The organism is Microbulbifer agarilyticus (genome assembly GCF_001999945.1).
Taxonomy (GTDB): domain Bacteria; phylum Pseudomonadota; class Gammaproteobacteria; order Pseudomonadales; family Cellvibrionaceae; genus Microbulbifer; species Microbulbifer agarilyticus_A.
Genome location: NZ_CP019650.1, coordinates 797,775 through 819,119, shown reverse-complemented (window position 1 = coordinate 819,119; position 21,345 = coordinate 797,775). Strand labels below are relative to the sequence as shown.

Below are 21,345 nucleotides of genomic sequence, written 5' to 3'. Positions count from 1 at the left end.
GCGCTTGGATAAAATAAAGGTTAATAAAGCGCTGTTTATAGAAGTAGAGAGGTAAATCATTAACCAGAAAAAACAGGGAGAGACGCAATGCGAACCCGAGTTGCACTTCTAATGGTGCTCATTTTTACCTTTGCCGGCTGCAGCCCCGAAAAGGAAGCCTACGAAGAGCCCATGCCATTAGGCAGTCTTGGCACCAATGTCCAACCACAAGAATATTTCCTATCGCTAAACATCCAACCGGAACAGGCCGAGTTCTCCGGTATAGCACGGATATCGGTCAACATTGAGAAAGCGACGAACAAAATCTGGTTGCACGGCCAGGACTTACAGGTGAACTCAGTCACATTTGCGCAGGGAGAGCAGACTTTCGTCGGCTCGTATGAACAAGCCAACAGATTGGGGGTTTCCAGCGTATCTTTTTCCACCCAAGTATCCGGTACTGGTGAATTGCGATTCAACTACACGGCTCCGTTTAGTAAATCATCCGCAGCGCTCCACAGTATTGAGGAAAACGGAGAGCACTATGTTTTCTCGCAGATGCAGGCCATCGATGCGCGCCGAGTATTCCCTGGGTTTGATGATCCCCAGTTCAAAACACCCTTCTTGGTTGAGGTAACCTCTGCCGATAAAAATGTGGTTATCTTCAATACTCCAGTTATGAATGAGGTATCAGGAGACGAAGGCAATATTCGACATATTTTTGCCACTACTAAACCTTTACCAACCTACCTGCTGGCTTTCGCGGTAGGCCCATTCGATATCTACGATTGGGATAATCTTCCCGCGACCGAGTTGCGTGATTACGAAGTACCACTCCGCGCCATTGTGACTAAAGGCAAACGCGACAAGGCCGAGTATGCACTGCGCAATACTCAGCCTCTGCTGGAAGAGCTCGAGAATTACTTCGGCACACCGTATCCCTATGAAAAAATCGACCTGATCGCGCACCCACAATTCGGTGGCGCTATGGAAAATCCAGGAGCGATTGTGTATGGAGAAAGCGGTCTACTAGTCAACGAACACTCAACCCCTGCATCGCTAAGGTGGTTTTATGAAGTACACGCCCACGAACTCGCCCATATGTGGTTTGGAAATTTGGTCACTCCACACTGGTGGGAAGACATTTGGCTAAACGAATCTTTTGCTTCCTGGCTATCGATCAAAGTAGCCCATGCGGTTCGTCCGGAACTCAGCATGGATATCGCCAAGCAAAAGGATAGTTTGGGTACAATTAACCAAGACTCGACTGCAGCTACACGTCAAATTCAGCAGCCTGTCCTGGACAATGCTGAGATAGGAAAAACCTTTGACGGAGTGACCTATAACAAGGGCGCAGCCGTGCTAAGTATGGTGGAGGCCTTTGTGGGTGAAGAGCGTTTCCGTGAAGGTGTACGACATCATATCCAGCGATTTGAACATAGCGTCGCCAACTCCTCACAATTCTTCGAATCGATGGCGACAGGCTCGAAAGAACCGCGGCTACAACAGGTATTGCAAAGTTTTGTTACGGAAGTCGGCGCACCGATGCTCGATGTCGAGGTTAGATGTGAGGACAATGGCGCTACATTAGCTGCCCGGCAATCGCGGTATCGCCCTCTCGGCGCCAGCTATCCTGTAGCTACCACTTGGCAGCTGCCATTCTGCTACAAGACAGACAGCGGCGAAGCTTGCCAACTGATTTCAGAACGAAATACCGAATTTGCACTGTCATCCTGTCCCGAATACCTGATGCCGAATGCCGGAAGCACAGGCTACTACCGCTGGAACCTTGACGCCGAAAACTGGGCCAAGCTAATGGCACATCGGAATTCTCTGACGGTGGCGGAATTAGTAAACCTCTCAGACAGTTCTACGTCGGCCTTCAAAGCGGGCAAACTGAAATCGGGAGCCTACGTCGACATACTGCGTGCACTCGCAAAACATTCGAGTTACGAAGTGACATCTTCTGTGGCAAGTGTGCTACCGAAACTTCGTTTAAGCTTACTCGATGGAGAGGCCACAGACGACTATCGCATTTTTGTCGAAGATATGTATGCACAAAGATTGGACAATCTACGCATGGAGTACTCTTCTGAGGATACTCCTCTTACACGCCTGGATCGACGGGACACCATTGATGTTATGGCGATGGAGGCTGGATCTACGCAAGTAGTTGAAGCACTCAATAAACTGGGACAAGAGTATCTTGTTTCAATTGAAGACGGCGAAGAAACATCGTCTATGCCTGATGACTGGATCAATGTCGCACTGCGCGGCACCGCCAATAAGGCAGATTATGATGTCCTTATACGCATGGAGGATGTTGCACTTTCGACATCAGATAAATTGCTTCGCGACCGACTTCTGTATGCTCTATCAAAGTCAAAAGATGAGCAGTATATCGATCACATATTCTCTGAATTACTATTTGATGATCGTCTATCCGGATTTGATAGAGCACGTATGATTGTGTTCGTGTTACCACACAACCGGGATTTGCAGGACCGAAGCTTTGACTTTTTGGTAGCCAATACTGATCTAGTAGTAGATGGCATCGGTGGACTATTCAAACATTACACCGCATCTGCCGCAAACCAATTCTGTGACGAAGCGCAACGGGAAAAGGCCGTCAGTTTCTTCTCTGGAGCCGAAGAAAAAATTCCGGGCATAACCAGGGCAGCTGACCAAAGCCTTGAAATAATTGATCAGTGTATAGCGCTGCGTGACGCCAAGTCCGAGGAGTTCAAGCGAGCAATTTCTGCTGAGCGAACGGATGTAGCGGAACTCGAGTAACCACATATAGAATCCAACTCGTAATGAAAAGGCTCCCGGATGGGAGCCTTTTCATTAAATCGTGACTAACACTGCAATTATCTTTCTCATATTTGATCAGTGCCGCAAAAGCTCCTTCGCGCTCCCCTCCTCCGGCACCGGACCGCGCATCAAATACAGCGCGATGACCACCCCGACAATAGATACCACAGAGCAGGTCAGCATCGCGGCACCAAATGCATCGTCCTGTACATCACGCAGGGCCTGCTGTAATGCGTGGCTGGTCTCGGGTTTTAACGTTCCGAGCTTGGTCAATATGTCGCTGTTGGATCCATTGGCGAGCGCTTGTGCCAATTCATGCCGCTGCTCGGACTTGCCCGGCAACGCGTGTAGTACGGTTTCCAGGTGCTTTCGAATCGATGCCACGTGCGCCGCACCGGCCACCACAGAGCCTACCGACGCACCGAAGGTCAGGCAGGCGTTGACCATGCCCGATGCCTGCCCGGTATGCTCCTCCGCACAGAGGCGCAAACCGATACGCGGCAAAAGCGGAATGGTGAGACCAAAGCCGACCCCGGTCACCAGTAGCATCCACCAGGTGTCGCGGTAAGTAGAGTCGTTGGACACCGTCGACAACAAAATCCCGCTAAGCGCCAGACACAGCATGCCAACGGTAATCGGCCAGCGGTAACTATAAGGCCCGAGGATCTTCGGCCCCCAAATAGAGAAGACCAACATAACCGCGGTCATCGGCAGAACCGCAGCACCGGCCTCAACCGGGCTCATCCCGAACGCAGCTGGGGACTGCACGAAAAGGTTGTAGAAGATGAAAAAACCGAGCAGGTTAAAACCGGCGATAAAGATGCCCAGCGCCGCCATTTTAAAACGCGGATGCCGAAAATAGTCGAGGTGCAGTAGCGGACTCTCGCAGTGCTGCTCACGCCACCAAAACGCAATACCGGATACCAGACCGATACCGATAGAGGCAAGAGTTACCGGGCTTGACCAACCTGCAAGCGAGCTATTCGCAAGGCCATAAGCAATCGGCCCCAAGGTCAGAATCAGCAGAATCCCGCCGAGAATATCCAGCGATTTATTGAGTCTTTGTGTTGCCGGCACGTATTTATTGCTCGACACAATGCGCACAAGGACAAGCGCCAACCCAAGCACAATAAGATCCATGTAAAAGATCCAGCGCCAGTTCAGGTACTGCCCAAGCGCACCACCGATAATTGGCCCAAGGCTCATCCCCAGTGCAATCATGGCGCCCCATACGCCGACAATCACCGGTCGGTTTTTGGGAGGAGTCGCGGAAGTCAGCAGGGAAAGCGAGGTGCCGAACAGGGACGAAGCGCCGAACCCCTGCAGCATGCGCCCGAGCAACATTTCGGTACCACCGGTCGAGATGGCAACAAGCAGCGAGCCACAGGCAAAGGTCAACATACCCAGGACGAAGATACGCACGCGTCCGAACAAATCAGCACAGCGCCCCATGATCGGCATCAGTGATGATGTCGCCACCATATACACCGCCATGATGCCCTGGACCTCGCTGGGCGAGAGGTCCAGGTCTTTGCGTAGCATTGGGATAACCGTGGTAATGGCGGTTGTGTTGTAAGCGACCACGGTCATACACATGGCCGTCATCGCCAACACCGTCCACATACCGCGCTTACTGTAGGTTTGCTCTACTGGTGCTTCAACACTCACAATCTACCTCTGACGCCTCCATCTCTTTAGCTGGATCGAGGCAAAATATTTACATAGCTACAAATTTTGGCCGTATGTTTTCAGTATAAGCAGGTGTGCTGGGCGAATGTCGACAACGCGACTGCGGTCTCCGGAAAAAAAAAACGCTAAGCGACAACGCAAGGCCACCATCCATCATGGCAAGACCAATGGGCGGAAAGAATCGTTCGATTAAACCGTCAATGACGATGCACCGGGAATGCGGCAAAGCAGGGAACTCCGCCCGCATGCAACCAATGGGTATTTATCCGCCGCAGGCGTTACTCACTGTCACCTCTCACCCCATTTACCAGCGGGTAGACCTTGCCTTCGAACACAGTCCCCCAAATTTCGATATCTTTTAGCCCCTCAGGGCCAACCTCATAGGGATCTTCTTCCAAGACCACAAAGTCGGCTTTCTTACCTGCACGAATGGAGCCGATTTCATCTTCCATTCGCATCTGCCATGCCGCATTGATTGTAATGGCTTGTAACGCCTCATCCAGACTGAGTTTCTGCGATTCATTATTTTTTTTACCACCTATTGTGGTGCGATTAGTCGCCGTCCATGCAAGCAACAGTGGATTGAGAGGTGCCATAGGGTTATCCGAATGCAGCGACACATTGATTCCGAGTTTCTGAGCATCTCCCAACGGGACCATATTGCGCGCCCGATCCTCACCTAACCATTTGTCGGCATACATGTCGGACAATATAAACTGGTAATAAGGGTTTGCCGAAACCATCATACCGAGCGCCTCCATTTGCTTTAACTGGTCTTTAGTTGCATAAGCGAAATGTTCGAGCGTCATGCGATGATCCACGCGCGGGTTTTGTTCCTGTAATTTTCGCAGAATATCCAGCAATGCCTCAGCGCTTTTATCTCCGTTGGTGTGCGCATGCAACTGGTACCCAGCATTCCAAAACGTTTTGGCAAAGTCGTAGGTCACATCGAGCGGCGCCATCCACACGCCCTCATGGCCATCCAAATAACCTGGGTACTTGTATTGAGAAAGCCCAGAGTAAATCGCCCCATCCATCATCAGCTTGAAGTGCTTATCAAAAATTACGTTATCTGTTGAACCCTTTTCCCACTCTTCCGTCTTTTTTAACGCAGCCTGTGGTGACATCTTTTCAGCGATAAAGTAAGTGATAATGGGAGTCAGAACGACACGGGCAGGTACATCCTTACCCATGGTTTCCTTGATTAAGGCCATCTCCCCTTCCGGGTCACCAAATATTCCGACCCCCATATCCATGGCACTAGTAACACCGCCCTGCTGCAGCATCAGCGCAAAATTTTTCATACCTTTTTTGTAGCGCTCAGGTTCAAATAGAAAGGTCAGCTTTGGCAGAACCGCCACAAAGCCATTCTCCCACACCCGGCCACTTTCCCAGTCCGCCTCTTCAACATTGGCAACATCAGACTCTGTGACACCAATGAGATCATAAGCCGCATCGTTACCAATTAACTCGTGAAAAGATCGATGCCAAAGTAAAACAGGCTTGTCACCAAATATTTCGTTGAGTTTTTTCCGGTTTATTTCACCATGCCAGAGTTGATGATATCCCCAGGAAATAAACGGTACCTTGTCATCCCGGTCAGGATCGTCAAAATATTCTTTGGCTTGATTCTTGAGTGCAACCAAATAGGCCTCCGGTGTCGTGGCTCCAGGAAAGGTACCAGTAGGTAGCTCCCAGTCATCAGGGGCAAGAAATGGGAATTGCGTAAGAACTGCAGGAAGCGAAGGATGCACATGAGGATCAATAAAGCCCGGCATCAAAACCTTATCTTCGAAACGCCGATCGATTTTTGCCCCTCTGGCATCAATCCAGCTTTTTAGTGAGTCAAGACTCCCCACAGCAACGATACGCCCATCGGCTACTGCTACAGCGCTTGCCCGGGGCATGGAATCTTCCATTGTGATAATGTCTTTGGCGACAAAAATCGTCATCCCCCCCTGATCGGTCTCTCGTGCGAACGTGCCCCCACCGCCAAAAAGCAAAGGAAGAACCAGCACGCAGACAATGTAAAACAGACGCATTAAAACACCTCTAAGAGACAACCATCCAAACAGGGAAACCCACTCAATTCAGTACTCTTTGACACCTGTAAGCAGCTTAGTCCCCAGCCAGACCAACACCTCGTGCAGCAAAAATCAGGTCTAAATTCTCAACCCATCCATAATTTCACCGACGTCACAAAACCGGAATGTTGAATAGTAGTTGTTACGATAAATTTCCGTGCCCCGCTTACGACATAGCGGTGGCGGGCAAACCTCTTCCAAGATAGGCTTTCAAAACGTGCCTTGATCCAAAGCTTGGCTACTCGGTGTATAACTAGAGTCACTCCCTAATAAAGTGAATGGATCGAGCAAAGGATGAACCCAGTCATTGCCAACAACAAGCCCTGTAAAGTGACTCTCGAAAAAAGCAAAGAGTATTTCTTCTGTGTCTGCGGCAAGTCAGGTAATCAGCCATTTTGCGATGGATCTCACGCAGGAACCGGACTAAAACCCAAGCTGTTTACCCCGGAGAAAACAGGAAGTTTCTATCTATGCCAATGTAAACAGTCGGCCAACATCCCTTACTGCGACGGGACCCACAAGCAGTTCACGGATGCAATGATTGGCGAGGAAGGGCCGGCCATTCAGAAGGGAAATGACGAAGCTCCCGACGAGAAGACCAGCGAATAAGCCACCCAAGTATCGATTATGTTCACCGACGGCAATAACAACCTGGAAGATACCGCTTTTCTGTGGAACTGCTTTCGCGAGAGTAATATCACGCTCAGTCGCGACCATTTCGCCAGCCTTTGGGTTACCGACAGTGTCAGAGCGACGACGCGACAACACTGTGACGACACCCTGCCCTCCGAGCCCTTTGTCCACTGCCTCAGGCACCGCCTATTTCTGGACTTGCTCAGTGGGTTTTCAACACAACACCCACAGGGTGTTTTTGTGAACCTCGGTGCGGGCTTCACCAATTACCCCTACCTGCTTCCCACCCCTATCGCGACCTGCGAAGTCGACCAGCGATTTATGGGAGAGTATAAGCAGAAAAAACTACAGGAATTAGAAGACAGCGGTGCACTGCCAAAGCGCGATATCACTTTTATCGCCAGTGATCTTGCGGTACCGCAAGCTATCCAAAAGCTGACCGCACAACTCGATCAGTGGATTGCGGGAAGACCCTCATTTATTTTGATGGAGGGGCTGCTTTATTATTTGCCACAGCCTGCGGTAAACACACTGTTTAAAGGGTTGGGGGAAATCCAGAAAAAAGGCGACACTCTCGCTGCCATGTCATTTCGGCCGGAAGAATCTCGCAAGGCAGCCTACCGAGATCTCGCGATCTATTTTCAGCGCCAATTCAACAATCCCAATTTTCAGCCAACGGCACTGCCGAGATCATTCTACGAAAACCTACCTCACTACCAACTGACGGCCCACTACAACTATTTTGAGTTGGCCAAGCACTACACGCCAGATCACGACCTCGGCAGATCAGAGTCAGTACTGGAGGAAGACTCTTACATACTCCTCCACAAGTAGTCATCGTTTTCAAAAAGTGCCGCAATCATTCCACTACGCTTGTTGCTAATTAGCATGACTCCGCAAGGATATCGGGATGGCGCAGCGTTCTCATATTCACTCATCTCTTCGTCCGACTCTTCTTATATTTCTGCTGGGTGCAACATTCGGCGCCTTGGCGTTCTGGCTGAGCAGTATCTATTCATTGACTACGATCCCCTCCGCCGAAGCCGCAGGTGGTGAAGTCACATCGCCAACCGGTACTGCTCCGGACCGCTACGTCTATTACCCAGGCACTGAAGCACTATCGAAAGACGAAATCCGCGTAGTGGCATGCGGCACCGGAATGCCGGCAGCACGGCGTGGGCAAGCCGCAAGCTGCTTTCTGATTGAAGTGGGAAACGGAGACAAATTTCTGTTTGATATTGGCACCGGCTCTATGGCCAATGTGGCCAGCCTGATGATTCCCTACCAGTACCTCGACAAGGTTTTTCTCTCCCATTTACACACCGACCATATGGGTGACCTCCTGAGTTTGTGGGCGGGCGGCTGGACCGCGGGCCGGCCAAATGCATTGCGTATTTGGGGTCCAAGTGGGGCAGACCCGGAAATGGGCACGGCTTATGCCATGGAGCATTTCCTTAAGTTCGTGAACTGGGACAAGGTCACGCGCGAGTACAAGATCAGTCCGATTCCCGGTCAACTGGACGTGACCGAGTTTGACTATGCGGTGGTGGACCAGGTGGTGTATCAGCACAACGGGGTAACGATTCGCTCCTATCCGGCGGTGCATGCCGGCGACGGGCCGGTAAGTTACAAGCTCGAATATGCCGGTCTAAGCGTGTTCTTCAGTGGCGACACGGTGCCGAACCGTTGGTTTATCGAACACGGAAAAGATGTGGATCTGGCAATACACGAATCCATGCACACCCCCGAACAGTTCGTCCGCCTGTACAACCAACCACCACAATTGGGCTGGCGCACCTGTTGCGAATTTCATACTTCCCCTCAGGCATTCGGCAAGATCATGAGCACCATCCAGCCGCGGCACGCGGTGGCCTTTCACTTTTTTAATGAGCCGGATACCCGCTATCAGATTTACCAGAGTATCCGCGAGACCTATGACGGGCCGCTGTCCATGGCTACCGATATGATGGTATGGAATGTGACGAAGGATGACATCGTCGAGCGCATGGCAGTTTCAACTGACGACGCCTGGTCGGTACCCGGCACCGCCCAGCAGCCGCCGCCGGAAAAAGGGCAGCCAAACCCGCTCAGTGAATCGATGAACGCCGGACGCTGGCGGCCTGGCTTCGAGGCCCAGGACCCAGCGCTTGATAAATATATGGAGAAGCACAACCTGCAGAAAGAAGATTGGCGCCCCGGGATGTATGAACAGATGCAACAGGAAGAGTAGTAAACAGCTGCTTACAAACCGAGGCCGATATCCGTGTTGCGATATTCCTTCATGGTCGCCTGGTGCTGTTTGGAAAACTTCACTGCCTGGGGCATTCCCCACTCGAAGAACTGATGTCCGGTGCTGGACATCTCCTTGGGGTCGACATTGAGGTTAAACACCCAGAGCGCAGTACCCACGTCGGACAATACGCTGGCATCGAGGTTACGCCGTGGTACTTTTACATCGAAGATTTTGAAGTGCACTTTGTAGTCGCGCCAGCGCAGCGCGCAGAAGTCGTAGCGGTTCCACATGTAGACTACTTGGCGCCGCGAATGGCCGTTGGGCGCCAGGAAAAATGCAGTCTGGTCTATGCCATCGAAATAGAGATCATTGGGTAAATTATCGAGGACACCTGCCATGCGCAGGGACGTCATATACAGGTCGGTGAGGTCCACCAGTTCATTGCTGACCTGCCCCGGCTCAATCATGCCTTTCCAAAACACAATACCGGGCACTCTGACGCCACCCTCCCAGGTGGTGCCTTTGCCGCCACGCCATGGGTGGTAACCGGAGTCCGGCCAGACGTCTTCATTGGCGCCGTTGTCCGAGGTGAAATACACAATGGTGTTCTCCAGCTGCCCATTCTCTTCCAATGCCTGCATGATCTCACCGACAATGTCGTCGACCTCAACCATCGCATCACGCACCGGCATGGCGGCCGGGCTTTTGCCAATGTATGAGGGCGCCACCAGAGAGTCGTTGTGAATTTTTGAGAAAGAGTGGACCAGATAGAATGGTGTGCCTTTCGCTTTGGCGTCCTTCAAAAATTTGAGTGATTTATCCCTCAGCACCTGGTCAACCATACGCATATCGTCGACGGTATTGATCGGGTACGCGACCTTGCGCCGGCCACCCTTTTCCCCCTCGATCAACCCTTCCGGGCGCAGGGTAAACGCCAGTTCGTGCAGCTCCGGGTTATTGATCATGTCGGAGTACTGGCGCTTTAACAGGAACTGGGTGTAATCCGACTGTACCGACGGCAAGCCAAAGAAGTAATCGAAGCCCACTTCATGGGGCAGCATCCCTTCTGCCTCACCAATATGCCACTTGCCAATTACCGCGGTCTTGTAGCCGGCGGAGGTGAGCATCTTGCCGCTGGATTGCTCGATTCGCCACGGGTTTTTGGTGACAACATCACCGGTGAGAATTGGGCGTACCAGACCACTGCGCACCGGCAAGCGCCCGGTCATCAAAGCGGCACGAGAGGAGGTACAGGTCGGCTGGGAGTACATCGAGGTAAGCTTCAGGCCTTCGCGTGCTAGCTTGTCGATATTCGGCGTGGGCGCACCAATGGCGATGCCACCACCAAAGGCGCCCGGGTCCCCCCAGCCCATATCATCCACAAGAAAGATAAGGATATTCGGCTTCTGCCCGGCGCGCTGTTCAAACTCTTCCAGCTTTTTCGCCGCAAGTTCTTCCTGATGGGGCCGGGGAATCGCCGGTTCGAAGTTCTTGCGCTCCACCACACTCAGGTCGAATACGCTTTTCTCCGCGTGACTGCTTTCCGCGAAAAGCAGGCCAAAAGCGAACAAACTCAATGCGACAAGCAGGAATCTCTGCATTTCCGCGGCATCCCTTTAAACAAAATGACAGAAAAATTGGGAGATCGCCTTTCAGTCTAGTTTCTTTCCGGGCCCCGCGATTGCTCGAAAACGGGATGTCTACCGATACGCAACCCACGATCCAGCTCAGTAAAAACACACAAAAGTTATGCTGCAACATATCATCATGATATCATTGTAGACCTCCCCCAGACACAGCAGTGCCTGCCCACTGGATAGCACCGCATTACAACAGCCCCAACATCGATGCGCCACACGCCCGGATGTGACCCAACCAAATTCAAGCTGACAAATGACAACACTTCAGTACTCCACCGATAAAGCCGCAATCGGCTTGTCGATTCTTTGTACGGCGCATTGCCTTATGATGCCGCTATTGATCCTATTTGTGCCGAGTATTGCCACCTTGAGCATTGCTGGCGAACAATTCCATCAGTGGATGGTAGCGGCCGTGCTGCCAACTAGTATCTATGCATTAGCTATGGGCTGTAAGGTCCACAAGCAGTATCGTTTTGCCGCAATGGGGATTGCCGGGCTGGCGCTGCTGGTGCTCGCCTTAGTCCTGGGCGAGAATGCTGGTGAACTGGTAGAGAAGGGGCTCACCCTGGCCGGCGCTACACTGCTGGCATTCGCCCACATCCAGAATTATCGTCGCTGCCAGCAGCAACACAGCAACTGCGGCTGCCACTGAGTTCACGCTCCACAGATTTGCTCCCTATTTGAACAGCTACCCATAACTACCACAGGAGCTACCACAGGTAGTGTTGGGTATCTGCACTTTGCGAAGGAATATTGCATGGGCGCCGAGAAGACAAAGATTTCTGCCGTTCCAACCAACATCATTACCGGGTTCCTGGGAGCCGGTAAAACCTCCACTATTCTGCACCTGCTAAAAAGTAAGCCCGCCAATGAGCGCTGGGCAGTACTGGTGAATGAGTTTGGGGAAATCGGAATCGACGGCAGTCTGTTTCAAGGCACACACCGGGAAGAAGACGGAGTATTTATTCGCGAAGTGCCCGGGGGTTGCATGTGTTGTGCCGCTGGCCTGCCCATGCAAATTGCCCTGAACCAGCTGCTGACCCGCGCTAATCCCGACCGCCTGCTCATTGAACCCACCGGCCTCGGCCACCCGATTGAGGTTCTGGAAACACTCTCGGCAGAGCACTACAAAGACGTGCTCTCCATTCAAAAGATTCTCACCTTGGTAGACGCGCGCAAGCTGGCGGACGAACGCTACACCAGCCACCAAACCTTCAATCAGCAAATCGCGATTGCGGACATAGTGGTGGGCAATAAGCAGGACCTCTACGGCGACAAGGATAAGGCGGCACTGCGAGATTACGTCAAATCGCACAGCCCAAATGCAACCGAGGTGCTTTTTGCCGAGCAGGGCCAAATAGACTTTTCCATCCTGTCGGGACCAACCGCTACCCGCGTCTCCCCACACTATCACGAAAGCCATGGCTCACCCTCAGCACAAGAAGAAGCCGAAATTCCGCAGGCGGGCTTCCTCAAGGCAGTCAATCAGGGCGAGAGTTATCAGAGCATTGGTTGGCGCTTTGCACCCGACATCGTGTTCGACCAGAAAAAGCTGTTCAATTTCTTGAGTGGCCTGACGGTGGAGCGCATGAAAGCGGTGTTTATTACCGATGAAGGTGTACTCGGCTACAACCTGACTCCAGACACCCTTACCGAGGTAGAGCTGGACGACTGTGCCGAAAGCCGTATCGAAATCATTGCACAGCAGTTGGAAGACGAATGGGAAGCGCAGCTGATGCAATGTCAGCTGCCAAACAGCTAGTTAGTAGCCCGGCAGGCGCTCATTGAGCGCCGCAACATTCAGCTAGTCGCGTCTAAAAACTCGTGGCTTTCACCAATCTCCGGTAAGCAACAACCCCGCGTGGCCAGGTAATGCTGGTTGAACACCCTGAAGTAATGCTGGAGGGTGAGCGCCGGCTGTTCCTCACCGGCAAGTAACAGGCAACTGATGGCGGCTTCAGCGGTGGAAAAACGATGGCTTCTGCCCGAGTCACGCACCGAGTAGGAACGCACCAGCGTTTCCGGCAAACTCAAACACGGAACATCATCCAGCCAACGGCTGAGACCGATCATGCGGCTGCACTGCTTCCAGGTGCCATCCAAAATAATCAGCGTGGTCTTTTTACTGTTGGCCCGCACGCTGTGCACCACCTTGCGGGAACAGTTTTCTGTGCCATCTGCAGGGAAAACCACAAAGCAGTTTCGCTCTGGATCTTGTAGCAGCTGCTTTAGCTCTGCTGGCGCCTCCAGCCTGTTCCACAGGAAGGCAGGCGTATCGGGGAACACATCCACGATCAGGCGCCCGGTATTGGTGGGCTTGAACAGCTCCTTGCGATGCATCAGCAACACGAAGTCCAAATCACTTTGCGCCTGAGGCCGCCAGGCACACATACAGGCAAACTCACCCATCTGGCACTCTGGGCAACGCTTGACGCTTTTGCCTTTGGCCTGGAAAGGTTTGGTGGATTTCGCCAGTTCCTGGTCGCGCAGGCGGGTATAGCTATTGGAATTCATAGACTTCGCAGTGAGCGGAATTACTGTCACTTTTCCGTAACGGGAAACGGCGAGATTTTACACATTGGACCGACGTAAGTCCCACCGCTATTTGTTACCCATCGGTCAGTGATGAACGTCGCAACCAGCCTGCGATACCCCCTCTAGAAAACCTTCCCCGCGCTCCCTGAAACGGGCCGCCGCAATGAGTCACAAACACCCCGGCAACTTCCGTACGCCATGCTACTTTTAGTGTTGCTCTCGCGTGCGGCCCTTTTATTCAAGAGGTAACTTGCGCGCACTGCTTTTCGGGCCACCTAAACACAATCAGGCTCGTCGTTTTCTCAAGACCCGGCGTGCGATCCATCAAGATAAACAGATCGCCTGCATCAACCGGTGTGACATGGAGTTAACCATGAAAAGACTCAGGCTGGCCGCTTGCTTGGCAATTCTGTTCCCGATTTTCGCAACTGCCCAGATTCCTGTTTCCGATGTCGACCTCACCCGATTTTACCTGCGCATCGGCGCCAGCTCGGTACACCCCGACGACAGCCACACGTCACTGAAATACTACCTGTTTCAGGACTGGGAGCTTTACCGTACTTCCTGGGAAACCGATGACGACACCACCTGGAATATTTCTGGGGTATGGCGGCCGCTGCCATACCTCGGTGTGGAACTAATGCATGTTGGCGACTCCGGCCACCCGCTCTCTTTGGGAAACTTCCGCGCACGCCCGGGCCGGGACAATATCCACTTCGGCCGATTCAGCCTCTCGTCCACCAACCTGCTCGTCAACTGGTACATGACGGATCTGGATTGCCTGGGGCAACCCTACCTGGGCATCGGCGTGAACTATTCCGATTACCATGACGACCATCTGTACCCGGAGTTTCAGAACTACCTGATTAACAGCGGCATGGCAACAGGCCCTGGCCACTTCGGCGTCGGCCACTCCTGGGGCGCCACGGCGCAACTGGGTGTGGACTGGCGCCTGGGGTGGGGCAAGATGCGCTCCTGGCTCATTAATGCCGCGGTGATCTACGTCGACTCCAGTGTCGACGCCGAGGTTACCTTCCCGACAACGCTCGGCTACGAGCGGCTCTATTCAGACTTCAATACCGACCCATGGACATTCAACCTGGGCGTCACCTATGAGTTCTGACACCCGGCCACAGCGCTCCGCGCCAATAGCCGCCGTCGTATTCTGGGCAGTAAATTTCGTCGCCTTATTGCTGTTGCCAACCTCAACCAAAGCCGAATGTACACCGGCAAATATTGGTACCGAAGGCCCGGATACCATCCTGTGCGACACAGACAATGATGCGGCCGGTGCCGACGTCAATGCACTCGGTGGTGACGATGTACTCAACCTAAATGGCGGTACGATTGGCATCGCAGATGCGGGCGCTGACAACGACGAGGTCAACGTCAATGGCGCGGTGATCGATACCAACCTGTTTGCGGGCGATGGCGACGATACCGTGATCGTGGAAAACCGCGAATCACGGATCGGTAACTTCTTCAACGGCGGCCTGGATACCGGCAATGGAGACGACCGTATAGAGATTTACGACGGCCTGACCTTTCGCCTAAACGCGGGTGCCGGCGACGACTCACTGCTACTCGATGGCGGTTTCATTTTCGACACTGCGGACATGGGCGCTGGGGACGATACCTTTTACTACGATGAGGGCCTCATCAGCCACTTTATCGGCGGCACCGGCTCAGACTATGTTGAGATCGATGCCCGCGCATACGACGAGGAAGACACCATTCTCGATGGTGGCGACGACGCCACCGCCGACGACGGCGATATCGATACCCTGCGCTTCAAGCTCGATCACCTGCTTGACGGCAGCAAGCTGTTGAATTGGGAAAACCTGATTATCAATGGCAGCTCCAAGCTGCGCATGTTCAACAACCTTACCGTCGGCGGTGGACGCAGCGGGGGTGAATCACTTGGCTTGGACATTCGTTTCGGCGGTATTCTGGAACCGACCGATACGGAGTTTTCCATCTTTGGCGACGTGCAAAATGCAGGCACCCTGGATCTGGAAAGCGGTGCGTTCAATCAACTCAATATCGCCACCCATGATGATGGACGTTTTGGCTCTTACCACGGCCGCGACGGGCGCCTGTGGATGGATGCGCAACTCGCCGGCGACAACGCCCCTAGTGATTTTCTTTCCATCGCCGGTGATGCGAGTGGGCGCACCTTCGTCGGTATCTTCAACCTGGGTGGAAATGGCGCGCTCACTGTTGGCAACGGCATTCCTATTATCCAGGTTGAGGGCAATAACCCGCGGAATGCCTTTACCCTCGCGCCGGACTACACCGGATTTGACGGGCGCTCAGCGATTGTCGGCGGTGCCTATGGTTACACATTGCACCGGGGCGGCATCGATGGCGGCAGCAATGACACCTGGTTCCTGCGCTCCACGATCACCAACCCTTTCAATGGCAGCGGTAGCTTAATCCCGCGCTGGCAACCGGGCGCCGTGCTCTACGAAACTTACGCCCAGTCCATTCGCCGCATGAATACACCAACCACATTGCGCAAGCGCGTAGGCAATCGCTTCTGGGCCGGCACCAGCTTCAGGGACCGCGGCACCTGCTGTTACGGCGAAGCGGTAGAACGCACCATCGACGGCGGCGGCTGGTGGATGCGTTTGAACACCGAGTACAACGACAATGCGCCAGAGGGCTCTACCGCGCACGCCGAGTGGCAGCAGGATTTCGGCCAGGTACAAATCGGTAGCGACTTTTCTTTTGACCCTGCGGTGTACTACGGCCGCATGATGCTTGGTGTGTTCGCGCAGTACGGCAGCGGCAGCACCGAGCTGGACAGTTTCTTTGGCCGCGGCGATATCGATACCGATTATTTCGGTGTCGGCGCTTCCCTGACCTGGCATGGCAGCCAGGGCAGTTACGCAGATATACAGGCGCAGTTCAACTGGTTTGACTCAGACCTGTATTCCAGCGAGCTCTGGTATCTGGACAGAGATAATGACGCTGTCGGATTTAATTTTTCCGTCGAAGGCGGGCACAGTTTCAAACTGTGTGACTTCTACTCCCTCACCCCGCAATTGCAACTCGCGTTCACCGCTGAAGACATCGACGATAACCAAGATCCCTACGGCGCCAGCATGACGGACGCAGAAAATCAGGGGGGCTTTGCCCGTATGGGCGTCGCCTTCGAGCAACGCCTGAGCCAGCGGGTCAACCGCAATATGTACGGCAACCTGTTGCTCGAACGCATGGGCTTTTACGCCATCGCCAATACCTACTTCTATTTTGACGACCAGACCGAAGTGAAGGTGTCGGGCACTTCGCTATTTCAGGAACGGGACCAGTGGTGGGGACAAGTTGGTGCGGGCTTTACCTACGACGAGTGCGGTGACGGTTGCTCGGTTTATGGCGAACTGGACTACGCAACCAGCCTGAACAACCTGGGGGATAGCTACAGCGTGCAGCTGACCTTCGGCTTCCGCTACAAGTGGTAATCCGCTCCGCCTTTTGAACCCTACGTCGTGAGAGCCACGAAAGCCGCGAGAAGCGCGAGTATCGAGCGCCAGCCGAATTCCCTATACTCGCCCCATGACTGCCCTACTACCCACCGCTACCCCGGATCACTGGGATAACTTCCTGTGGATGTTGGATGCCATCGACATCGCTCCGGGGTTTCCGCTACCGTGGTTGCCACAGACGCGGCACCGGGCACTGGCAGATTACTTCTCAAGCTCTGGAGTACGCGCGCAACTTGAGGCCCCCCTGCAGGAAACCCTGCAGCAGTGCAGCAGCCGTCGCCTCGGCATTTACTTCGAACAGCTCTGGGGCTTCGCCTTTACGCATCACCCGGACTACACACTGCTTGCCCGCAACCTGCCCATTCGCGCGGAGGGCAAAACTCTGGGTGAACTGGACTTCGTGGTGCGCCATCATCCGGATAGCACAGTGGAACACTGGGAGCTGGCACTCAAGTTCTACCTGCAGATAGACGACTATTGGGTAGGCCCTGGTCTCAAGGACCGCCTCGATATCAAGCTGCAGCGTATGCATGACCACCAGTTACCGGTAGCTCTCGGCGATACCGCCCGCGCTGTTTTAGGTAACCAGGGCATTCAATTGGACCGGCAGTGGGCGCTGATGCCCGGCCGCCTGTTTCAGCCCCTGGCGTCGCTGGCCGCACCGGCCCCATTACCAGGCGCATACTGGTGGGCGGACCTCGCCACCTTTCACGCCCATTTCCCCACATCCCGCAGGGACAATACCTGGCTCCAGCTGCCCAAGCCCTGCTGGCTCGCTCCCTGTTCACTGGGTGCAACCGAAAGCACACCGGCTAGTACTGAGACAGCGCCCGAACTTGGCGAAGCGCTGTTGTCTCGCGGCCCCATCTGTGTGGCCCGCTCCTCTCCCGCGGGAGAACTGAGCCGCGGCTTTCTGGTTCCGGCAGACTGGCACACGCGCGCGCTGGCATCGATCCCCCGCCAAGCCTCTTAACTGCCATCCAAGCAGCCCCCATAACACGCAAAGCGACACACCTCCCGCCGGTCTGACAGACACGCCCTCACAATCCCGCTTGACACAGATCAATTTATATTTACAATTTTCAGAAATTTCTGAAAGTTAAGAAGAAATCAAAAACGATGAAGCTTTCCAATCAAGCGCAGGCCTTTGTACTACATTTTGGTGAGATGGGAAGCCGCTGGGGATTCAATCGCACCGTCGGCCAGATGTTCGCCCTGCTAACCATCCACAACGAGCCGGTAAATGCCGATCAACTGGCGGAGGCGCTGAAGATCAGCCGCGGCAATGTGAGCATGGGGCTCAAGGAGCTGCAGGCCTGGCGCTTGATAGAACTGCACCACCAGCCCGGTGACCGCAAGGACTACTTTACCGCCGCGGGGAGTATCTGGGATCTGGCGCGGACCGTCTTCGAGGAACGGCGCAAGCGGGAGCTGGACCCGACCCTCACCCTCCTGCGCCAGCTTCTGCTCACCGAACCGCGGGACGAACAGGAAAGCGTCGCACAAGAAAAAATCCAGGAGGTGTACAGCCTGCTGGAAATGCTCGACCAGTTTGCCAATACGCTCAGCAAGCTGGATGAAAAAGACTTGCTGAAGCTCATGAAACTCGGATCTGGGCTGAACAAGTTGCTGGACCTTAAATCCAAAGCCACCGGGTCCGGCGCAAAGAAAAATTCAACACGCAAATAGTCACTGCCAAGCTCGCCAGTTTCACAACCCGGGCGTGCGGCACCGGGCTAAATATCGCCGCACGCTGTTACAGGCTGCGGTCACCCCGGTCGCGGCTGCTCTCTAGAGGTGCCCATGCTGGATACACTGCTGCTCTCCCGAATACAGTTCGCTGCCAACATCAGCTTTCACATTCTATTTCCCACCATCACCATCGCGCTGTGTTGGATTCTGGTTTTTTTCAAGCTTCGTTTCGACTTCACCAACGACCCGGTATGGATGCGCGCCTATCGCTTCTGGGTGAAAGTGTTTGCCCTGACCTTCGCACTCGGCGTGGTAAGCGGGATTACCATGTCATTCCAGTTCGGCACTAACTGGCCGGGCTATATGGAAACCGTAGGTAATATCGCTGGGCCGCTACTGGGCTATGAAGTCCTGACCGCATTCTTCCTCGAAGCAACCTTTCTCGGCATCATGCTGTTCGGCATCAAGCGCGTTCCCAGCAAGGTCCATACATTTTCCGCACTCATGGTGGCCGTGGGCACCACGCTCTCGGCCTTCTGGATTCTCGCCCTCAATTCCTGGATGCAGACACCTACCGGGCATGAGATGCGCGACGGCGTTGCCCATGCCGTCAGTTGGATGGAGATTATTTTCAATCCCTCTTTCCCCTACCGGCTGACGCATATGCTGCTGGCCTCGGGCCTTACTGCGTCCTTTTTTGTCTGCGGTATCTCCGCCTATCGCATCCTCAAGGGCGACCCGAAACTGGCCCCCCGGCTGGCGCTGAAAACCGGCCTGATCGTCGCCGCCATACTTGCCCCGATTCAAGCCTTTGTCGGTGATGCCCATGGGCTCAACACCTTCAAATACCAGCCGCAAAAGATTGCAGCGATGGAAGGGGTGTGGGAGACAGAAGACGGCGCACCATTACTGCTGTTCGCCATCCCCAATGAAGAAACCCGCAGCAATGACTTCGCCATTGGCATTCCGAAGCTCGCCAGCCTGATTCTCACTCACGATCCCGACGGCAAGATTCTGGGCCTCAACGAATTCCCCAACGACCATCCCCCGGTAGCGCCGATGTTCTTTGGCTTCCGAATTATGGTCGGCATGGGAGTTCTTATGCTCATCACCGCGTGGACAGGCTGCTACTTCTTGTACCGCAAGAAAACCCTGCCGCGAACCTATTTGAAATGGCTTGTGGTGATGACCTTTGCCGGCTGGGTAGCGACCCTTGCGGGCTGGTACGTTACCGAGATCGGTCGGCAACCGTGGCTGGTCACCGGAATATTGAGAACTGCAGATGCGGTGACACCGATTGCACCAAACAACGTCGCGCTGTCGCTCGCGCTATATCTAACTACCTACGCAGTGTTGATGTGGGCGTATATCCACACACTGAAACGTATGGCACTCAAGGCCGTCACCGTGGAGGAATTTGAAACCGCAGAACCCAGAGCGCACGGCAACCTGCCGAACGTTCCCAAGACAAAAATCGATAGCAGTGGAGGTACCGCATGAACGAGATCGTCAATAATGGGAGTGACTGGCTACCTGTCGTGTTTATTGGCTTGATGGGTATTGCGGTCCTGGCCTATGCGATCCTTGACGGGTATGACCTGGGTGTTGGTATTCTGCTGCCCATGGGCGAGCAAGATGAGCCCGAGCGCGACACGATGATCGCCTCCATCGGGCCCTTCTGGGACGCCAACGAAACCTGGCTGGTACTCGCCGTAGGGATTCTACTCATTGCCTTCCCCCCGGCTCACAGCCTGATCCTGATGCACCTGTATATTCCAGTAGCATTGATGCTGGTCGGATTGATTATGCGCGGTGTTGCGTTCGACTTCCGCGCCAAGGCCGCAGTGGATCACAAGCTCACCTGGGACCGCACTTTCAAAATCGGCTCGCTAATCACAACCCTTACCCAGGGCTATATGCTCGGGCAGTACGTTATGGGCTTTGACTACAGCGTGTCTTCGCTGCTGTTCTGCCTGCTCTCAGCATTGGGGGTCACCGCGGCTTACAGCTACATCGGTGCCACCTGGCTGGTATTGAAAACCGAGGGAGAATTGCAAACACGCGTAATACGTTGGGCACGCCGCGCAGGCCGCGCCGCACTGCTCGGAGTTATTTCCGTTAGCATCATCAACCCGCTGGTAAACCCCGGTGTATTTGACCGCTGGTTTAACTATCCGCTGGTGATGTTTGTACTGTTGATTCCCGCGGTATGCTTTCTGGGCTTTATCTTTAACGACATCCTGCTCAAGCGCCTGCCGAAGGACAATGACCGACACAGCGCGCTACCGTTTTTCATCACCACCGCTATCTTTACGATGTGTTTCAGTGGAATCGGTTTCAGCTTTTACCCGTATATCGTGCCCGGTGAACTGACAATTTGGGAAGCCGCTAGCGCGCGTAACTCACTGCAGTTTATCCTCGTCGGTGCACTTATCGTTATACCGATGATTTTGCTGTACACCGCCTTTTCCTATCATGTATTCAGAGGTAAAGCGACACAGCTCGACTACCACTAATACCTGAACAGCCTCAATTGAAAACGGCCCATCTCGGGCCGT

16 protein-coding genes are annotated in these 21,345 nt (G+C 53.8%); 12 read left to right on the top strand and 4 right to left on the bottom strand.

What is annotated here, in order from left to right; genetic code table 11:
• Positions 1-87: 87 nt before the first annotated feature.
• Positions 88-2,772 (top strand): M1 family metallopeptidase, encoded by a 2,685-nt coding sequence (locus Mag101_RS03390; protein WP_077400813.1) that lies wholly within the window; start codon positions 88-90, stop codon positions 2,770-2,772.
• 96 nt (positions 2,773-2,868) lie between these two features.
• Here Mag101_RS03390 and Mag101_RS03385 read toward each other — a convergent pair whose 3' ends face one another.
• Together Mag101_RS03385 and Mag101_RS03380 are read right to left on the bottom strand one after the other, a co-directional pair.
• Positions 2,869-4,461, bottom strand: coding sequence for an MFS transporter (locus tag Mag101_RS03385; RefSeq protein WP_077400810.1), 1,593 nt, complete (start codon positions 4,459-4,461; stop codon positions 2,869-2,871).
• 299 nt (positions 4,462-4,760) lie between these two features.
• Positions 4,761-6,524 carry an amidohydrolase gene (locus Mag101_RS03380; RefSeq protein ID WP_077400807.1) on the bottom strand — a complete coding sequence of 588 codons (1,764 nt, stop codon included), beginning with the start codon at positions 6,522-6,524 and terminating at the stop codon, positions 4,761-4,763.
• A gap of 336 nt (positions 6,525-6,860) precedes the next feature.
• On the opposite strand from Mag101_RS03380, the gene Mag101_RS03375 reads away from it, so the two are divergent.
• From Mag101_RS03375 to gntH, 3 genes are all read left to right on the top strand, one after another.
• The gene (locus Mag101_RS03375) at positions 6,861-7,175 is read left to right on the top strand and encodes a CDGSH iron-sulfur domain-containing protein (protein WP_077400804.1); all 315 of its coding nucleotides are present in this window, start codon (positions 6,861-6,863) and stop codon (positions 7,173-7,175) included.
• 18 nt (positions 7,176-7,193) lie between these two features.
• Positions 7,194-8,033: a class I SAM-dependent methyltransferase gene (locus Mag101_RS03370; RefSeq protein WP_077400801.1), complete on the top strand. Its 840-nt coding sequence runs from the start codon at positions 7,194-7,196 to the stop codon at positions 8,031-8,033.
• Positions 8,034-8,217: 184 nt separating this feature from the next.
• On the top strand, positions 8,218-9,429 hold the full coding sequence (gene gntH, locus Mag101_RS03365; protein ID WP_198040077.1) for a guanitoxin biosynthesis MBL fold metallo-hydrolase GntH: 1,212 nt from the start codon (positions 8,218-8,220) through the stop codon (positions 9,427-9,429).
• 11 nt (positions 9,430-9,440) lie between these two features.
• On the opposite strand, the gene Mag101_RS03360 is transcribed toward gntH, so the two are convergent.
• A complete protein-coding gene (locus Mag101_RS03360) occupies positions 9,441-11,033 on the bottom strand; it encodes a sulfatase-like hydrolase/transferase (RefSeq protein WP_077400795.1) in 1,593 nt (530 codons plus the stop codon).
• A gap of 292 nt (positions 11,034-11,325) precedes the next feature.
• Between Mag101_RS03360 and Mag101_RS03355 the strand changes: the two genes are divergently transcribed.
• Both Mag101_RS03355 and Mag101_RS03350 read left to right on the top strand, forming a co-directional pair.
• Positions 11,326-11,724 carry a MerC domain-containing protein gene (locus Mag101_RS03355; RefSeq protein WP_077400792.1) on the top strand — a complete coding sequence of 133 codons (399 nt, stop codon included), beginning with the start codon at positions 11,326-11,328 and terminating at the stop codon, positions 11,722-11,724.
• Positions 11,725-11,829: 105 nt separating this feature from the next.
• Positions 11,830-12,834: a CobW family GTP-binding protein gene (locus Mag101_RS03350; protein WP_077400789.1), complete on the top strand. Its 1,005-nt coding sequence runs from the start codon at positions 11,830-11,832 to the stop codon at positions 12,832-12,834.
• 38 nt (positions 12,835-12,872) lie between these two features.
• On the opposite strand, the gene Mag101_RS03345 is transcribed toward Mag101_RS03350, so the two are convergent.
• Entirely contained in the window at positions 12,873-13,586 is a 714-nt protein-coding gene (locus Mag101_RS03345; RefSeq protein WP_077400786.1) for a tRNA-uridine aminocarboxypropyltransferase, read from the bottom strand.
• Between the two features lie 394 nt (positions 13,587-13,980).
• On the opposite strand from Mag101_RS03345, the gene Mag101_RS03340 reads away from it, so the two are divergent.
• From Mag101_RS03340 to Mag101_RS03315, 6 genes are all read left to right on the top strand, one after another.
• Complete coding sequence (locus Mag101_RS03340) at positions 13,981-14,730, top strand: OmpW/AlkL family protein (RefSeq protein WP_198040076.1); 750 nt, start codon at positions 13,981-13,983, stop codon at positions 14,728-14,730.
• Positions 14,720-17,071: an autotransporter outer membrane beta-barrel domain-containing protein gene (locus Mag101_RS03335; RefSeq protein ID WP_077400780.1), complete on the top strand. Its 2,352-nt coding sequence runs from the start codon at positions 14,720-14,722 to the stop codon at positions 17,069-17,071. The genes Mag101_RS03340 and Mag101_RS03335 overlap by 11 nt, the downstream gene beginning before the upstream one ends.
• A 94-nt stretch (positions 17,072-17,165) precedes the next feature.
• A complete protein-coding gene (locus tag Mag101_RS03330) occupies positions 17,166-18,068 on the top strand; it encodes a DUF1853 family protein (RefSeq protein WP_077400777.1) in 903 nt (300 codons plus the stop codon).
• Positions 18,069-18,214: 146 nt separating this feature from the next.
• The gene (locus tag Mag101_RS03325; protein WP_077400774.1) at positions 18,215-18,784 is read left to right on the top strand and encodes a GbsR/MarR family transcriptional regulator; all 570 of its coding nucleotides are present in this window, start codon (positions 18,215-18,217) and stop codon (positions 18,782-18,784) included.
• A gap of 114 nt (positions 18,785-18,898) precedes the next feature.
• The gene (locus Mag101_RS03320; RefSeq protein WP_077400771.1) at positions 18,899-20,287 is read left to right on the top strand and encodes a cytochrome ubiquinol oxidase subunit I; all 1,389 of its coding nucleotides are present in this window, start codon (positions 18,899-18,901) and stop codon (positions 20,285-20,287) included.
• The gene (locus Mag101_RS03315; RefSeq protein ID WP_077400768.1) at positions 20,284-21,303 is read left to right on the top strand and encodes a cytochrome d ubiquinol oxidase subunit II; all 1,020 of its coding nucleotides are present in this window, start codon (positions 20,284-20,286) and stop codon (positions 21,301-21,303) included. Before Mag101_RS03320 ends, Mag101_RS03315 begins: the two co-directional genes overlap by 4 nt.
• Positions 21,304-21,345 lie beyond the last annotated feature (42 nt).

What these genes read in the sequence shown, in the direction of transcription:
- Mag101_RS03350 (WP_077400789.1), top strand. Translation starts at nt 11,830, where the DNA reads ATGGGCGCCGAGAAGACAAAGATTTCTGCCGTTCCAACCAACATCATT.
- Mag101_RS03345 (WP_077400786.1), bottom strand. Translation starts at nt 13,586, where the DNA reads ATGAATTCCAATAGCTATACCCGCCTGCGCGACCAGGAACTGGCGAAA.
- Mag101_RS03375 (WP_077400804.1), top strand. Translation starts at nt 6,861, where the DNA reads ATGAACCCAGTCATTGCCAACAACAAGCCCTGTAAAGTGACTCTCGAA.
- Mag101_RS03335 (WP_077400780.1), top strand. Translation starts at nt 14,720, where the DNA reads ATGAGTTCTGACACCCGGCCACAGCGCTCCGCGCCAATAGCCGCCGTC.
- Mag101_RS03355 (WP_077400792.1), top strand. Translation starts at nt 11,326, where the DNA reads ATGACAACACTTCAGTACTCCACCGATAAAGCCGCAATCGGCTTGTCG.
- Mag101_RS03390 (WP_077400813.1), top strand. Translation starts at nt 88, where the DNA reads ATGCGAACCCGAGTTGCACTTCTAATGGTGCTCATTTTTACCTTTGCC.
- Mag101_RS03380 (WP_077400807.1), bottom strand. Translation starts at nt 6,524, where the DNA reads ATGCGTCTGTTTTACATTGTCTGCGTGCTGGTTCTTCCTTTGCTTTTT.
- Mag101_RS03340 (WP_198040076.1), top strand. Translation starts at nt 13,981, where the DNA reads ATGAAAAGACTCAGGCTGGCCGCTTGCTTGGCAATTCTGTTCCCGATT.
- Mag101_RS03330 (WP_077400777.1), top strand. Translation starts at nt 17,166, where the DNA reads ATGACTGCCCTACTACCCACCGCTACCCCGGATCACTGGGATAACTTC.
- Mag101_RS03360 (WP_077400795.1), bottom strand. Translation starts at nt 11,033, where the DNA reads ATGCAGAGATTCCTGCTTGTCGCATTGAGTTTGTTCGCTTTTGGCCTG.
- Mag101_RS03325 (WP_077400774.1), top strand. Translation starts at nt 18,215, where the DNA reads ATGAAGCTTTCCAATCAAGCGCAGGCCTTTGTACTACATTTTGGTGAG.
- Mag101_RS03320 (WP_077400771.1), top strand. Translation starts at nt 18,899, where the DNA reads ATGCTGGATACACTGCTGCTCTCCCGAATACAGTTCGCTGCCAACATC.
- Mag101_RS03370 (WP_077400801.1), top strand. Translation starts at nt 7,194, where the DNA reads ATGTTCACCGACGGCAATAACAACCTGGAAGATACCGCTTTTCTGTGG.
- Mag101_RS03315 (WP_077400768.1), top strand. Translation starts at nt 20,284, where the DNA reads ATGAACGAGATCGTCAATAATGGGAGTGACTGGCTACCTGTCGTGTTT.